At 67.7% G+C, this 14957-nt stretch carries 15 protein-coding genes; 5 read left to right on the top strand and 10 right to left on the bottom strand.

The genetic code is table 11. The annotated features are described in order from the left end of the window. Nucleotides 1–15: 15 nt before the first annotated feature. Both H5V44_RS04815 and H5V44_RS04810 read right to left on the bottom strand, forming a co-directional pair. Entirely contained in the window at nt 16–1188 is a 1173-nt protein-coding gene (locus H5V44_RS04815) for an extracellular solute-binding protein (protein ID WP_185191961.1), read from the bottom strand. A gap of 46 nt (nt 1189–1234) precedes the next feature. After that, nucleotides 1235–2407 (bottom strand): alpha-1 4-glucan-protein synthase, encoded by a 1173-nt coding sequence (locus H5V44_RS04810; protein WP_185191960.1) that lies wholly within the window; start codon nt 2405–2407, stop codon nt 1235–1237. 206 nt (nt 2408–2613) lie between these two features. Here H5V44_RS04810 and H5V44_RS04805 point away from each other — a divergent pair, with 206 nt between their 5' ends. The 3 genes from H5V44_RS04805 (at nt 2614) to H5V44_RS04795 (ending at nt 6868) form a co-directional block, all read left to right on the top strand. Then, entirely contained in the window at nt 2614–3768 is a 1155-nt protein-coding gene (locus H5V44_RS04805) for a Gfo/Idh/MocA family protein (RefSeq protein ID WP_185191959.1), read from the top strand. 322 nt (nt 3769–4090) lie between these two features. Continuing rightward, nucleotides 4091–5044 carry an ABC transporter substrate-binding protein gene (locus tag H5V44_RS04800; protein WP_185191958.1) on the top strand — a complete coding sequence of 318 codons (954 nt, stop codon included), beginning with the start codon at nt 4091–4093 and terminating at the stop codon, nt 5042–5044. A 204-nt stretch (nt 5045–5248) separates the two neighbouring features. Then, on the top strand, nt 5249–6868 hold the full coding sequence (locus tag H5V44_RS04795; protein WP_185191957.1) for an FAD-binding domain-containing protein: 1620 nt from the start codon (nt 5249–5251) through the stop codon (nt 6866–6868). 21 nt (nt 6869–6889) lie between these two features. On the opposite strand, the gene H5V44_RS04790 is transcribed toward H5V44_RS04795, so the two are convergent. Next, nucleotides 6890–9325 carry a DEAD/DEAH box helicase gene (locus H5V44_RS04790; RefSeq protein ID WP_185191956.1) on the bottom strand — a complete coding sequence of 812 codons (2436 nt, stop codon included), beginning with the start codon at nt 9323–9325 and terminating at the stop codon, nt 6890–6892. 90 nt (nt 9326–9415) lie between these two features. On the opposite strand from H5V44_RS04790, the gene H5V44_RS04785 reads away from it, so the two are divergent. Continuing rightward, complete coding sequence (locus tag H5V44_RS04785) at nt 9416–9844, top strand: DCC1-like thiol-disulfide oxidoreductase family protein (RefSeq protein ID WP_185191955.1); 429 nt, start codon at nt 9416–9418, stop codon at nt 9842–9844. Nucleotides 9845–9847: 3 nt separating this feature from the next. Continuing rightward, the gene (locus H5V44_RS04780; RefSeq protein ID WP_185191954.1) at nt 9848–10393 is read left to right on the top strand and encodes a GIY-YIG nuclease family protein; all 546 of its coding nucleotides are present in this window, start codon (nt 9848–9850) and stop codon (nt 10391–10393) included. A 9-nt stretch (nt 10394–10402) separates the two neighbouring features. On the opposite strand, the gene H5V44_RS04775 is transcribed toward H5V44_RS04780, so the two are convergent. The 7 genes from H5V44_RS04775 to H5V44_RS04745 form a co-directional block, all read right to left on the bottom strand. Then, nucleotides 10403–11395 carry a PLP-dependent cysteine synthase family protein gene (locus H5V44_RS04775; RefSeq protein ID WP_185191953.1) on the bottom strand — a complete coding sequence of 331 codons (993 nt, stop codon included), beginning with the start codon at nt 11393–11395 and terminating at the stop codon, nt 10403–10405. Between the two features lie 191 nt (nt 11396–11586). Continuing rightward, nucleotides 11587–12081, bottom strand: coding sequence for a Zn-ribbon domain-containing OB-fold protein (locus tag H5V44_RS04770; RefSeq protein ID WP_185191952.1), 495 nt, complete (start codon nt 12079–12081; stop codon nt 11587–11589). After that, complete coding sequence (locus H5V44_RS04765; protein WP_185191951.1) at nt 12078–13244, bottom strand: thiolase C-terminal domain-containing protein; 1167 nt, start codon at nt 13242–13244, stop codon at nt 12078–12080. Before H5V44_RS04765 ends, H5V44_RS04770 begins: the two co-directional genes overlap by 4 nt. 230 nt (nt 13245–13474) lie before the next feature. Continuing rightward, on the bottom strand, nt 13475–13840 hold the full coding sequence (locus H5V44_RS04760; protein ID WP_343067680.1) for a DUF3784 domain-containing protein: 366 nt from the start codon (nt 13838–13840) through the stop codon (nt 13475–13477). 5 nt (nt 13841–13845) lie between these two features. Next, nucleotides 13846–14070: a helix-turn-helix domain-containing protein gene (locus H5V44_RS17435; RefSeq protein WP_185191950.1), complete on the bottom strand. Its 225-nt coding sequence runs from the start codon at nt 14068–14070 to the stop codon at nt 13846–13848. Nucleotides 14071–14075: 5 nt separating this feature from the next. Continuing rightward, nucleotides 14076–14471, bottom strand: a complete 396-nt coding sequence (locus H5V44_RS04750; RefSeq protein WP_185191949.1) for a DUF2178 domain-containing protein — start codon at nt 14469–14471, stop codon at nt 14076–14078. Next, nucleotides 14468–14869 (bottom strand): hypothetical protein, encoded by a 402-nt coding sequence (locus H5V44_RS04745; protein WP_185191948.1) that lies wholly within the window; start codon nt 14867–14869, stop codon nt 14468–14470. The genes H5V44_RS04750 and H5V44_RS04745 overlap by 4 nt, the downstream gene beginning before the upstream one ends. Between the last annotated feature and the right edge of the window lie 88 nt (nt 14870–14957).

The raw sequence follows: 14957 nt of genomic DNA, 5'->3' as shown, positions 1-14957 counted from the left end.
TGTGTCCCGGGCGCCTCAGAGGACACCGGTCTCCCGCAGGAGGGAGATCGTCGCCTCGAGGTCCGCGAGTTGGGAGAGGTCTAGATCCTCGGGTGGGTTCAACTCGTCGATCGGAGGTAGCCGGCCGATCGGCTCGACTTCCGGGATCAGCGGGTACTCGAAGGTGCTGCGCGCGAAGTAGTCCTGGGCTTCCGCCGAGAGGAGGTGCCGGACGAAGTTCGACGCCAGCGTCGAATCGGACGCGGTGTCGAGCACGCAGGCGCCGGCGACGTTGAAGATCGCGCCGGCGTCGTTCCGCGTGAACGCAGTCGAGATGGGCGCATTCGGGCGGCGGGCCAGCACGCGCTGGATGTAGTAGTGGTTCGCGAGGCCGACGAAGATCTCGCCGTCCGCGACCGCGCGGGACACCTGGAACTCGTCGCTGTAGGTGCTCGTACCCAGATCCTGCATTCCGTTGAGCCACTCCCGTGTGGCCTCCTCGCCCTCCAGGATGCGCATCGCCGTGATGAACGCCTGGAACGAGGAGTAGGTCGGCGTCCACCCGACCTCGCCCTCGAAGGCGCCGGTGTCGGGGAACGCCATTATGTCCTGCGGGATATCCGACGCGGAGAACGCGTTCGTGTTGAACGGGACCGACCGCGCCCGGCCGGAGGTGCCGACCCACTCGCCGTCGGGGTCCCGGAAGCTCTCGGGGACGAACTCGAGCACCTCCTCGGGAAGCGACTGCGTCCGACCGCGGTTGGCGAGCGTGCCGAGCGCGCCGGCGTTGACCGAGTAGAACGCGTCGGCGGGGCTGTTCTGGCCTTCGGTCTCGATCTGGCTGACGAGTTCCGCGGCGGTGTTGTAGCGCGGCCGGATCGTCAGATCGGGGTACTGGTCCTCGATGAACTCCAGCAGTTCGCCGACCAGGGCCTCCCCGCGGCCGGAGTAGACCGTGAGTTCGCCCTCGAGGTCCGGCATCTCCTCCATCGTGACGCCGCCGACCTCGCGGTCGCCGAACGGCGAGCGCCCCGAACCGATCTGTTCGGGGTCGCCGTCGCCGGCACTGCCGCCGCCGGTCTCGGTCTCCGTGTCGGTGCCGCCGCCCTCGCCGGGCGTGTTGCAGCCGGCCACGCCGATCACGCCGGCCGCTGCGGCCGCTTGGAGGAACCGTCTGCGCGTCCGCCGCGTGTCGTCTGATTCGTGCATAGTTGTTTTAGGCTTACCTAAATCGTTTATACCTTCCGATACGGGATCAGTCATCGGCGACCGTGGCGTCCGCGGTGGGTTGGTCGGCTGGTGGCGCGACCTTCGAGAGGCACGCCAGCCAGTCCAGCCAGTAGTTCCCGCAGTGGTTGAGGAAGTCGCCGTTGTTCCACTCCGAGAAGTCGCCGTCGGCGAGCGCCTTCGCCATCGCCGTCGCGGCCTCCCGCCACGTGTCGGCGCCCTCGCCCGCGACGTCGACGACCTCCCAGACGTGCTCGTTGAGTTCGAGGCCCGGAACCTCGTTGTTGAGGTCGTCGAAGGTCGGCCGCGGCGCCTTGTTGTGCTCACACAGCGGGTAGCCGGTGAGGACGTCCTTGCCGAGGAGGTCCGCCGCGCGCTTGAGGAACACCCCCGACCAGATGTCGTCGAACCGGCCAACCGACCACTCGTTTTCGTCCATCGGCAGCTGGTAGAACGCGGGGATTACCTCCCGCTCGAACGCGAGGTTCATCGAGCAGACGGTGAGGTACTGGCCCGGCTCGGCCACGAAGTCGCCGTCGAAGTCCGCCTTCTCGGTCCGGGTCTGTGCCTGCCCTTCGAGGTCGCCGTCCATCAGGATCCGGACCGCATCGAGGTCGGGGACGTTCGTCCACAGCCCCTGGGAGGCGACCACGTCGGTCAGGTGTCGCCGGTCGGTCTCGACGGCCTCGTCCATCGCGGAGTATGGGTACCCGCGGGGGTAGAGGCCGTGCTCCTCGTCGTTCTGGTAGAGGACGTTCACCCACCGCTCGTCCGAGCGGACGGACTCGACCTCGTCTGTGCGGTCGAGGTTTTCGAGGTGACGCCCGAAGAAGTCCCACTCGTCGTGTGGGAGGGTATCGTCGTCGATGAAGACGCCGCGCTCGAACTGCGGGTTGGCCCACATATACAGCAGGCCGAAACTGGTCTGAGCGTGGGAGGCTTCCGGGATCAGATGGGAGAAAGCCGGGACGCCCTGTGACTCGAACCACTGTTCGCGCCGGGTGCCGTCGTAGACGGCGCCGTCGACGCCCTCCTCGTCTAACATCCCTTCCATCGCGTCGACGTCGCAGAAGTCCTCCGTGACCAGAAGGACGAACAAACGATCGAGGTCGAAGCCGTGCTCGCGGGCGTTCTCGAAGTACGCCCGCATACACTCGTACTCGCGGATCGTGGGAACCACGACACAGACGTCCTGTTGCATCGGTTCGGATTCTTTAGGCAACCCTAAAAGATCTGTCGCTCCCGGATCGAGGGGTCTCAGGGGCTGTGGGTTCGGAGACGATGCCGGATTTATGACCCGGGGGCGTCGAGTGGGCGTATGGATTCGGGTTGCACGCGGGGCGTGTGCGGCACTGGATCGCCGACGGAACAGGAGCGGACCGGTCGAACCTCGGGGGCGTTGTACTGATGACACTGTCAGTCGGCTTCCTCGGGTACCGGTTCATCGGCACCGCTCACGCGAACGCGCTCGCCCGACTCGGGATGTTCTTCCCGGACGCGCCGACCGTCGAGCGCGACGTGCTCGTGGGACGCGACGAGGCGGCGCTGTCCGACGCCGTCGACCGACTGGGGTTCGACCGGTACGCGACCGACTGGCGAGAGGTCGTCGAGGACGTCGACGTCTTCTACAACCTCGGTCCGAACAACGTCCACGCCGAACCGTCAATCGCGGCGCTGGAGGCGGGGACACACGTTTTCTGTGAGAAACCGCTCGCACACACCGTCGCGGACGCCGAACGGATGGCCGACGCCGCGGCGGCGTCCGACGCCACCGCGGGGGTCGCGTTCAACTACCGGTTCGTCCCCGCCATCCGGTATGCGAAGCGGCTCGTCGACGACGGCGCCCTCGGCGAGATCCGACACGTCCGCGCGAAGTACCTCCAGGACTGGCTGGTCGACCCGACGGCGCCCTGGAGCTGGCGGAACTCCGAGGAGATCGCCGGGTCGGGAGCGCTCGGCGACCTCGGCGCTCACTCGCTGGACCTCGCGCAGTTCCTGCTCGACGATCCCGTCGCACGCGTTTCCGGACACCTGAAGACGTTCGTGGACGAACGCCCCGTTCCCGACGAGGCGGGCGAGGCGCTCGACGCCGAGGGCGAGGAGAGCACCGAGACCCGACCGGTCACCGTAGACGACGCCTACACCGCACAGGTCGAGTTCGACAGCGGCGCGATGGGGCTGTTCGAGGCCTCTCGGTACGCGACCGGACGGAAGAACGCGAACGTGATCGAGATCAACGGCTCGGCGGGGTCGATCAGGTTCGACCTCGAACGCCTGAACGAACTGGAGGTCCACACCGACGACAGCCGCGGGTTCGAGACCGTGATGGTCACCGACCCCGACGACCCGTACGTCGACCGATGGTGGCCGCCCGGTCACGTCCTGGGGTGGGAGCACACGCTGGTTCACGAGAACTACGAGTTCCTCTCTGTGGTGGCCTCCGGGGAGGCACACGCGCCGGACTTCCAGGCAGGGCTGCACGTCCAGCACATCTTGGACGCGGTCGAGCGTAGCAACGACCGGGGCGAGTGGGTAAACGTCCGAGAAGCGTCTAAGCTATAGTAGCGTTTGTAAGTCTTCGCTCACTCGATCGCACGACGGCGTGCGATCGGATGTGCAACCAGTTGCAGACGCTACTATATCAACAGAAGTTATAACTACTATTTCTTACTATATCTCTTGAGACCACCTCAGTTAGGTTCCATAGCCCACTTATTTCGGTTGATATATTTTGTTCCTCTTAAACGTTTGAAAGTATGAATAGCCGCTGTAATTTTGTCGCGGCGCAGGGCAACGTCGAGAAGCAGGTCAGTTCGTCACGCTCGTACTCGGCGTACCGGGGCGACCACAGGAGCTTTTTATTTTGGTGTGGTATTACCGGCGAATGACTACCATCGATCTCGCGCTGGACTGGACCCCGAACACCAATCACACGGGATTCTACGTCGCGAAGGCTGAGGGCTACTACGCCGACAACGGGGTATCGGTGTCGATCCATTCCCCGGCTGAGGACGACTACGAGCGGACGCCCGCAAAGCGGGTCGCCACCGGCGACGCCACGCTCGCGATCGCCCCGTCGGAAAGCGTAATCAGCTACCATACCCACCCGGAGTACCCGTCGTTGACGGCGATCGCGGCGATCGCACAGGTTGACAGGAGCGCGATCGTCGCGCTGGAGGAGAGCGGAATCGACCGCCCTGCGGATCTCGACGGCGCGACCTACGCCTCCTACGACGCCCGGTTCGAGGACCACATCGTGCGGCAACTCGTCAGGAACGACGGCGGCGAGGGCGACATCGAGATCGTCACCCCGCCGAAGCTCGGGATCTGGAACACGCTACTCGACGGCGACGCCGACGCGACGTGGGTGTTTATGCCGTGGGAGGGGCTGCTGGCCGAGCGCGACGACATCGGGCTAACACCCTTCTACCTCGACGAGTACGGGATCCCCTACGGCTACACCCCCGCGCTGCTCGCGCGGCCGACGTCGATCGAGGGCGACAGCGACGAGCTGCGCGCGTTCCTCGCCGCCACCGCACGCGGCTACCGCTTCGCCGCGGAGCACCCTGAAGAGGCCGCGGACATCCTCCAGGAGACGGCCGAGGGGATGGACGTCGACGACCCCGAGTTCCTCCGGGAGAGCCAGCGCCGCCTCGCCGACGCGTATCTCACGCCCGACGGCGAGTGGGGGGTGATGGACCACGATCGGTGGGCCGCGTTCGTGGAGTGGCTGTCCGAGCAAGGCATCCTCACGGACCTCGACGGCGACGAGATCCCGGCGTCGGAGCTGCCCGCGGGGAGCCTCTACACGGACGAACTCCTCGTCCGTCCCGAATAGTCGCGGGCGGGGCCGTCGCTCTCCCGGATCCGACGGGGCCCGAACCCACAAGTCACCCGCGACCGTACGGGAGACGAGATGAATCGGGCACCCCGCGTCGATACCGCGGCGCCTCGCTCGGCGGCCACGGCCGATTCCGACCGGAGCAGCCCGCGGCCCGCGTCGAAATCGCCGTCGGGGACCCGGGGGGCCGCCGTATAGATTATGTCGGACTCGACCGCTGTAGACCTGGGGGATCGGCCGCTGGAGACCGCGATCCCGACGCTCGACGCCGGCGAGTCGGGCACTGTCGTCTGGCACCGCGAGCACCTCCGGATTACGGATCACCCGGTTGTCGCGGCGGCCGCCGAGGCCGACTCCCTCCTCCCGGTGTTCGTGTTCGACCCGTCGTTCTACGGGGCGGACGGACTGGCCTGCGACGCCCGGGTCGGGTTCCTCCACGACTGTCTGGCCGACCTCGACGCCCAGTACCGAACGGCCGCGGACGCCGGACTCACGCTCGCCCACGGCGACCCGGTCGAGGTGCTTGGCCGGTTCCGCGACGCCGGGTGGGACGTCGTAACCGCGGCGACGCCGAGCGGCCGGTACGGGCTGGAGCGCGACCGCCGCGCCCGCTCGGAGGCGGGCGTCTCGTTCGTCGACGGCGACGGCCTCGTCCGCGGGGTCGACCGGCCGCGGGACGGGTGGCGCGAGCACGTCGAGGCCTGGCTGACCGACGATCACCACGTCTGGAACCCCGAGGCGGTCTCGGTCCGGGGGGTCACAACGGGCGTCACGATCGGCGGCATCGAGTCCGCATACGGGGTCGAACCCGCGAAATCGATGGTTCCGGAGGGTGGAACCACCGCTGCGAGGCGGAACCTCGCGGCGTTCGTCGACCGGATCCGCGAGTATCCCGGCAACATCTCCTCGCCGGTCGACGCCCGCGAGGGCACCAGCGGGCTCTCGCCGCATCTCAAGTTCGGCTGTCTCTCCGTCAGGCAGGTCTACCAGTACGTCGCGGCCACCGCGCCGGCTTGTCGAGGCACCGAGACGTTCGTCTCCCGGCTGTTCTGGAACAAACACTACGAGCAGAAACTCGAAGACTGGCCCGAATGGCTCGACACCGCTGTCAACCCGGTTCTCCAGGGGTTCAACGCCGACCGCCGGGACGAGGGGTTGATCGAAGCCTGGAAGGCGGGCGAGACCGGTTACCCGATGGTCGATGCGTCGATGCGGTGTCTCGCCGAAACGGGGTGGCTGAACTTCCGGATGCGCGCGCTGTGCGTGTCGTTCTACTACCACCTGCTCCAACAACCCTGGCAGGAGGGCGCCGACTGGTTCCACCACCACCTTCTCGACTCGGTCGCATCGATCAACTACACGCAATGGCAATCACAGTGCGGGCTGGTCGGTCGACCGACGATGCGGCGCTACAACCCCCGGAAGCAGGTCCGCGATCAGGATCCCGAAGGCGAGTTCATCAGGCGGTGGGTGCCGGAACTGGAACCGCTGCCCGACGAGCACCTCGATCGGCCGGAGCGGACCCCGCTTTCGGTCCAATCCGACTGCGGGGTGATCGTCGGGGAGACGTATCCGCGGCCGGTCGTTGACTACGACGCGGCGCGACAGGAGTTCGGCGAGCGGATCGCCGCGGTGCGGCCGGACGCCGCCGACGCCTTAGGACGCCCCGAGATCGCGGACCGGGCGTCGCTGTCGGGCGGCCGCGACGCGGCGGCGGCGATCGCCCGGAAGCACGGCCGCGGGTCGGTCGACGACGGTTCCGAACCCGAGGCCGCCGAGCAGTCGCGGCTGGACGCCTTCGGCGGGGATGGTGCAGCGTAAGGGGCGCGGGACAGGTTCAACTCAGCACCCGCCCCCGTCGTCGTCGGTCAGCGCGTCCAAGAGCAGCACCGCCTCATCGGTCGACAGCGGATCGTTGGCGTTTCCGCAGTGCGGCGACTGGACGCACGCCGGACAGCCGTCCGCGCAGTCGCACTCGCGGATCATCCGGCGGGTTCGGGCCAGCAGCGTCCCGATCTCGTCGTAGCCGCTCCTCGTCAGCCCGACGCCGCCGGGGTAGCCGTCGTAGATGAAGATCGTCGACCGCTCGGTGTGTGGGTGATACGGCGTCGACAGCCCGCCGATGTCGCCGCGGTCACACAGAAACGACAGCGGAAACAGGGAGATCGCCCCGTGTTCGGCGGCGTGGATCCCGCCGTTGAACCCGTACTCGCCGCCCAGATCCCGCATCGCGACCTCGATCTCCGGCGGGACGGTGAAGTACAAGGCGGTGGTCCGCAGCGTCGTCTCCGGCAGGTCCAGCGTCTCGCGGCCGATGGTCTCGCCGCGCCGCGGGTCGCGCCGCTCGAACCCCGTGATCCGCTTCCGCATCGTCACCTCGGCGAGACGAACGTCGACGTCGGGTCGTCCCGGGAGCGGCTTCGTCTTCGTATCCCCTTCGACGGTGATCGTCTTGTCGTGGCGCACCCGCGTGTAGTAGTCGGCCCACGTCGGCTGGAGGGTGGCCACGTCCCGGTCGAGGTCGAGGTCGACGACCTCGTAGGTAGTGCCCTGGTGGTGGTAGATCGCCCCCGTGTGGGCGTCACGGAGGGCATCCGTGAACGACAGCGACGAGATCACCTCGCCCGAGCGGTCGTCCAGCAGGTCGACCTCGCGGCGCTCGATCGTCCGGAGGCTCATCGCGTGCTGGGGGCTGCCGTCGCCGGCGTGGAGCCACCGGATGCCGGCGTCGGTCTCGCGTCGGTCGAGCCGTCCCTCGTCGGTCAGCGCGGCGACGACATCGGGGAACGACTCCCCGAAATGGGCGTTGTCGCCCGTCTTCAGCCAGTTCTCGGCGGCCGCGGCGGCGACGTGGTCGGGGAGGAGTTCGGGGTTCTCGGGATCGCAGACCGCCCGTTCGGGCTCGCCCGCCCAGAACTCCTCGGGGTTGCGGAGCAGGTACTGGTCGAGTTGGTCCTCGCCGCCGACGAGGATGACGAGGGCCTCGTCGTCGCCGCGGCCCGCACGGCCGGCCTGCTGGAACGCCGACATCCTGGTGCCGGGGTAGCCGTCGATGAGCACCGCGTCGAGTTCGCCGACGTCGACGCCGAGTTCCAGCGCGTTCGTCGACCACACCCCGCGAACCGACCCGTCGTGGAGTCCCGACTCGATCTCTCTGCGCCTATCGTTCCGGAGCGATCCCTGATAGGCCGTCACCGACGCCGCGGCGTCGCCGTGGCCCCGCTCCCGGAGGTCGGCGGCGCTCTCCGTGGCGTACCGCTCGGCGGTCTGCCGGGCGCGGGTGAACGCCAGCGTCTGGAAGCCCCGGGCGACCAGATCGACGAAGAGGTTCTTCGTCTCGACGTGGCTGGAACGCCGGCGGCCACTCCCGCCGGTCGCCTCGCCCGCGTTGCCGCCGGGAGTACCGTCGTTCGCACCCGGCGTGTCGTCGGCAACGTTCGCGCCTGCGGTGTCGCCGCCGTCGTACTCCGGTGGGTTCCACAGCAGCCAGTGTTTCGCGCCCGCGGCGCTCGTGTCCTCGTCGACCAGCCGGAACGTTTCCGGATGCTTCCCGGTGACCCGCGCTGCGTGTTCGACCGGGTTGCCGATGGTAGCCGAACAGCAGACGTACTGGGGGTCGCTACCGAACCGCTCGCAGACGCGGTTGAGCCGGCGGAGAGCGAGCGCGACGTGGCTGCCGAACACGCCGCGGTAGCCGTGGATCTCGTCGATCACGACCGTCTCGAGCGATTTCGCGAGCCACTCCCACAGCCGGTGGGCGTGGGGCAACAGCCCGTAGTGGAGCATATCCGGGTTCGAGAGCACGACCGTCGGCCGTCGGTCCCGGACGTCCCGCTTTTCCGACTTCGACAGCCGGCCGGTGTACTCCGCGACCGACACCCGACTGCCGAAGCCGAGCCCCCGGGCGAGATCCGAGAGCGTCTCCTCTTGGTCCGCGATCAGGGCGTTCTGGGGGCCGAGATACAGCGTCCGGCCGCCGTGGTCCATCGCGCGCTCGAACGCCGGGACCGTGTACGCGAGACTTTTGCCGCTCGCGGTCGGCGTCGCAAGCACGACGTTGTCGCCGTCGCGGACCGCCTCGATCGCGGCCGCCTGGTGGCGGTAGAGGTCGTCGATCCCCCGGTCCGACAGCGCGCCGTCGAGTCTGGATTCGAGGTCGACAGGGGCGGTCTCGGCGTCCCGGCCCGGGACGCGGCGGTGATCGCGGATCTGTCCGGCGTAGTACGGCCGCTCCCGGAGCCAGTCGACGAGTGCGGCGGGCTGGAGGTCCGGATCCACTGTTGTCTTCTCTCGGGACGGTACCGACCTGACGGTTACGGTCCCGCGGCCGCCAGCACGGTTTTGCCCGTCGAGCGCCTCGCTTCGTGTATGGACGGCTACGACGCGGTGCTGATCTACGACGGCGAGTGTCCGTACTGCTCGGTGGCGGCGCGGACCCTCGAGGCCCTCGATCGGATTGGCGCGATCTCGTGGTACGACGGGGCGGCCCAGGCGTTCCTGGACGCGCAGTTCGGCGGGACACCGTTCGCGATGTTCCTGGTCGATCACCGTCGGGGCCGCGTCTACGCCGGCCGATCGGCCGCCGAGGAACTGGCCGACCGTGCGGGCACGCCGGGAATCGTCGGGTCGCTGGTTCGCGACAACTACGACCGGATCGCGAAGGTCGTCGGCGTCGCCAGCGGCCGCGGCCGTGACCCCGACGACTACCACGAGATCTACCCGCTCGACGACGACGCCGCGGGTCGGTTCGAGCGGCTCGTCGCCGCCGCGTCCGAACAACCCGAATCGATCGCCTGACCGATGCCGACGGAGAGCGCGGGCGAGGCTGCCGTCGTACTCGATCCTGACGACATCGCCGACGGGAGCGACCCTCTCGGAGTCGGTGCCGGCGACGCGCCGCCGGGCACGTACGTCCTCGTGTTCCGCGTCGATACCCCGGCCCGGATCGACGTCGGAGCCCTCGGGGGCGTCGAGTTCCCGGCGGGCGCATACGCTTACGTCGGCAGCGCGTTCGGCTCCGGCGGGCTGGGCCGCGTCGACCGCCACCGCCGGGTCGCGGCGGGTTCGCACGCGGTCCGACACTGGCATATCGATTACCTCGGGAGCCACCCCGAAAGCTCGCTGGACTCGGTCGTCGCCGCGCCGGAGGCCGACGTCGAATGTCACCTGTCCCGCCAACTTCGATCGACAGTCGGGGCGGACTCCGGGGACGCCCCCACGCCGGGTTCGGGGTTCGGCGCCTCCGACTGCGACTGCCCGGCCCACCTCATCGCCGGCGCGGACGCGGAGGGACTCCGGGCTGCGGCGGTCGATGCGGTCGCGTCCGTCACCGAAGGGGAGCCGTGAGCCCCACGGTCAGTCGAACAGCCCGGTCGACATATACCGCTCGCCGCCGTCCCAGTAGACCGTGATCACGAGCGGGCGGTCCTCGTCGGCGGCTTCGGGATCCGTGCCGACCGTCCCACCGGGCTCGTCGGGGAGAACGTATCCGTTCGTGTCCGGGCCGCCGTCGACGGCCTCCGGGGCGGCCAGCCGCTCGGCCACCCGCCTGGCCGCCAGGTTCGACGCGCCGGAGGACTGTCCGACCAGAAGCCCCTCCTCGCGGGCGAGTCGGCGGCACTCCGCCTCCGCCGCCTCGATTGTGACGGTCTCGACGTCGTCCAGCAGGTCCGTATCGAGGTTCGGGCTCACGAAGCCGGGTCCCATCCCCTGGAAGTCGTGGGCGCCGGGCTCGCCGCCCGACAGGACCGGGCTCTCCGCGGGCTCGACCGCGACGATCTCCATTCGGGGGAACTCCTCGCGGAGCCGCCGCCCGATCCCCGTGATCGTGCCGCCGGTGCCGACGCCCGCCACGAGGGCGTCGACGGTGCGATCGCCGATCTGATCGAGGATCTCCGGCCCGGTCGTGAGGTAGTGCGCCCGCGGGTTCTCGGGGTTCTCGAACTGCCGGAGCTGGACGGCGCCCGCCTCACGTTCGATCTCGTCGGCGCGCTCTTTCGCGTCGGAGATGTCGCCGGAAACGAGTTCGATGTCGGCGCCGTACGCCCGCATCACCTCCCGGCGCTCCGGCGACTGGGACTCCGGCATCACCACCGTGAGGTCGTAGCCCTTGGCGGCGGCGACGACCGCGAGGCCGATTCCGGTGTTCCCGCTCGTCGGCTCCACGAGGGCGTCGCCGGGTTCGATGGCGCCGTCCCGTTCGGCGGCCTCGACCATCGCCAGGGCGGGACGGTCCTTCGCCGACCCCCCGGGGTTCTTGGATTCGATCTTGGCGGCGACCGTCGCCCCGGGCGGCGACGCCACCCGGACCAGCGGCGATCCGATCGTTTCGAGGACGGAGGCCTTCATCACCCTCGCTTCGTCGGTCCCGCACAAGACGATGACGGCGTCCCCGCCGGCGTGCCGGTATCCGCGAAACCCCCGGTTCGACGCTGACGGTGGCGATACGAGCGGATGGGGACAGGGGTCGGCTACGGAGACGCGTTTCGGGGGTGATAACTCGAGGTCTGTGAGTTTGCACTGCCAGCCGCCGACGGGCGTCAGATCAACTCGAAGACGTGGACGGGCCACTCCGACTCGTAGGACAGGTCGAAGTCCGGATCGATCCCGGCCGCCCGGGGATCCCGGACCTGTAGTTCGACGCGGTCGCCGATGGCGAGGTCCTCTAGCGGCGCGTCCACGCGACCAGTCAGCCGCGCCGAGGAGTCGAGTTCGACCACAGCGACGGTGATCGGCGCCAGCTCCTCGAACGCCGAGGGGGGCTTGGTGACCGAGGTGTACGAGACCACCTCGCCAGTCCGGGGCTGATCTGCGAGCGTGACCGCGCGGCTCCCACAGCCGTAACACGCCGGCCGGGGCGGCAGCAGGTGTGTTCCACACTCCGTACACCGGGCGGCCACCAGCCGGCCCTCGGCCAGCGCGTCGAAGAAGCCGGGGAGGGTGAACGGCGAGTCGGCGGTGATGTCGTCCGGGGCGAGCGGCCCCGTCGGTGACTCGTCCGGATCCCTCGTCGGTGAACTACGCTCGTCGGTCATTGTGCGGTCAGGACGTGAGCCACGGTGTGGGCGTCGGCGACGCCACCCTCGTTGATGAGCAGTGCGGTCTCGGGGGCGGCCACCTGTCGGTCGCCGGCGCGTCCGGTGAGCTGTTCGTAGGCCTCGACCGCCTGCAGCAGCCCGGTCGCTCCGATCGGGTGCCCGCGGGCCTTCAACCCGCCGCTGGTGTTGATCCGGACGTCAGTCCAGCCGGCCGACCGCTCGGCGGGCTCCGCGACGGTCTCGATTCCACAGCCCTTGGGGGCGAACTCGGCGGCCTCGGCTAAGAGTGCCTCACAGACGGTGAAGGCGTCGTGGACCTCGGCGACGTCGATGTCGGCCGCGTCCACGCCGGCGTCGTCGTAGGCGGTCGAGGCGGCCACGTTGGCCCCCTCGACGAAGGTCAGGTCGCGTTCCGCGACGGCGAGGTTGTTGGCCGCAGACCCGACCCCCGCAACCCGGACCGCGTCGGAACGGCGCTGTAAGTCGGCCGCCACCTCGTCGTTCGCAACGACGACGGCGGCAGCCCCGTCGGTCACCGGCGCGCAGTCGTACAGCTTCAGCGGCGGAGCGACCTCCGGGGCGTCCATCACGGTCTCGATGTCGACCGCCTGCTGGAACATCGCCCGGGGGTTGGCCGCCGCGTTCCGGTGGTTCTTCACCGCGATCCGACCCAGATCCCGTTCCGTCGCCTCGGTCTCGTGAAGGTAGCGCCGCGCGAGCAGGGCGTAGGTAGCGGGCGCGGTGATCCCGGAGCGCTGCTCTAAGGCCCGCTCGAAGGCGGCGCCCAGCGCGTTCGTGGCCCCTTCGGTCCCGCCAGCGGTCATCTTCTCGACGCCACACGCGAGTACGGCGTCGTGGACGCCCGCCCGAACGTCCCGGACGGCGTTCTTGAGTGCGAGCGCACCGGCGGCCGCACACGCCTCGACGCGCTCCGCGGGGACGTTCCGCAATCCGGCCCACTCGGCCAGCAGCGTCCCCTGCATGATCTGGTTTTCGTAGCGTTCGGACTGGGCGCCGACGTACAGTCCGTCGACGACGTCGGCCGGGTCGGGCAGGTCCTCGAACGCCTCGGCCAAGGCGGTCGAGAACAGATCGCGGCCGGGCAGGTCCGTCTTCCCCAGCGGGGAGGAGCCGACCGCAACGAGATGGGCTGTGGACATCCTCTTGGGGGAGAGGACTGCCGGTATTAACAATTTTGTCGCCGAGCTGTCAGACGAGGGTACTGACCGTGCTCCCCCCGGGGTCGGGGTCCGGGTTTGCGGAAGGGCTCTTACCGAAGACGGCGAAACACCGATATCTATTTTGGAGTTGGGAGGTGTGGCTGTGCAAGATAGAGCGCGCGAGTCGGTCACAGGCGGAGAAGGATCAACTATCGGATCAATATCACCGATTAGAGCTCATCGGCATACTGCCGGCTGGTCAAAACGGCGTACCCGCTGAGAACGAGAACGATCGCAGTGTATCCGGACCAGTAAGTTACCTCAGCACTCGGACTGATGATCAACATCGGGTATATCAGACCAGCGAGTACAGTAACGGCGGCGACGACAAGTACTACTCTGCCGACTACTCGTGAGAGCGCCTCCGCGTCGGTGGGTGCACCGCCCCGATATCCGGCAATCAGATGAACGTCGCCACGGTATCGGATCCGGTAGCCAAGCCAACCGATGAAGACTCCTGTCAGTACCGTTACTGCTGTCACGACCGCGGTGTTCGTGCTGATTCCAGCAACCATATTGCCCTGTTCAACCGTCACACAATCTACTCTACTTCGCTGATGGTCGTCTCTAATCCCATATCTGGATGAAAGACGTCTTCGACCGAACACTCGAAAAAGTGTGCGAGTTTGAATATCAGCTCCGCCGATGGATCGTAGCGATTCCGTTCGATAGCGTTTATGGTCTGGCGGGTCACCTCCACCTGGTCTGCGAGGGCCCGCTGAGTGAGGCTGTGTTGCTTCCGCAACTTCTCAAGTGAGTTTTCCACCGTACTCACCTCCGTTGACCGATAACAACCACGAACGCGCCGTAGGTCAGGAACAGCACTGCAACGAACAGCGCAATCGCGGAACTCCACGGCTGCCATTCGAATAGATCGAGCCCCCATGCGACAGTCAGGGCCGGAAACACGACTGCCGACGCCAAGCCGAAGACTGTCAGCGTCCGGCTGGCTGCCTCCTTCGATGTCGTCTCGTCACGCTCGTCGAAAACGGGGGAATCTGTCCGTAACAGCGAGACAGCGGTAGCGATCATCGCAAGCCCGTACGCGCCCACGCCGACGAGGGGGCGACCGACGACTGTGAATCCTGCAAGCGCGAGCCCCCCAAGAACGACAGCGAGACCGAACAGCCGACGAACGCCAGTCGGACTCAACAGTAAATGAGTCATACCGGGTGGGTGCGGAGCCACTGGCCTATCGCCACGGCCCCGTAGACCGTGTAGAGACCAGCCACGCTGAAAGCGACGCCGGCGGCCAGCGGCGTCCAAGTAAAGTATCCCACGCCCGCCGCAAGAACGAGCCCCGGGAACACGATCCCTGAAGCGATGCCAACCAGCGCGAGAGTCGTATCCCCGGCCGCCCACGCGTGGACCCCTTGAGCCGGGTCAACGGCCTCCTCTCCGGTGACGAAGAGACCGGCTCCAACTGTGACGACCAGGAGGGCGTAGCCGCTGACCGCGATGAAGGGACGGCTTTGTGAGAGAAGCGCTAAGAAGAGGGCTGCAAAACCGAATAGCAGACCACCGGCGAGTTGTGCTGTCGAACCGCGGGGAACTCGTTCGCTCATCCTTGTGATCACTATGTCAAACGCGTTTGTCGTAAAACGCGTTTTACAGTCAAACGTCTTTTACACAGTCAAATAAGTTTTACGCCCC

This window comes from Halobellus ruber (genome assembly GCF_014212355.1).
GTDB classification, from domain to species: Archaea; Halobacteriota; Halobacteria; order Halobacteriales; family Haloferacaceae; genus Haloquadratum; species Haloquadratum rubrum.
The sequence above is the reverse complement of the archived record's forward strand: the minus strand, read 5'-3'. Positions and strand labels throughout refer to the sequence as shown.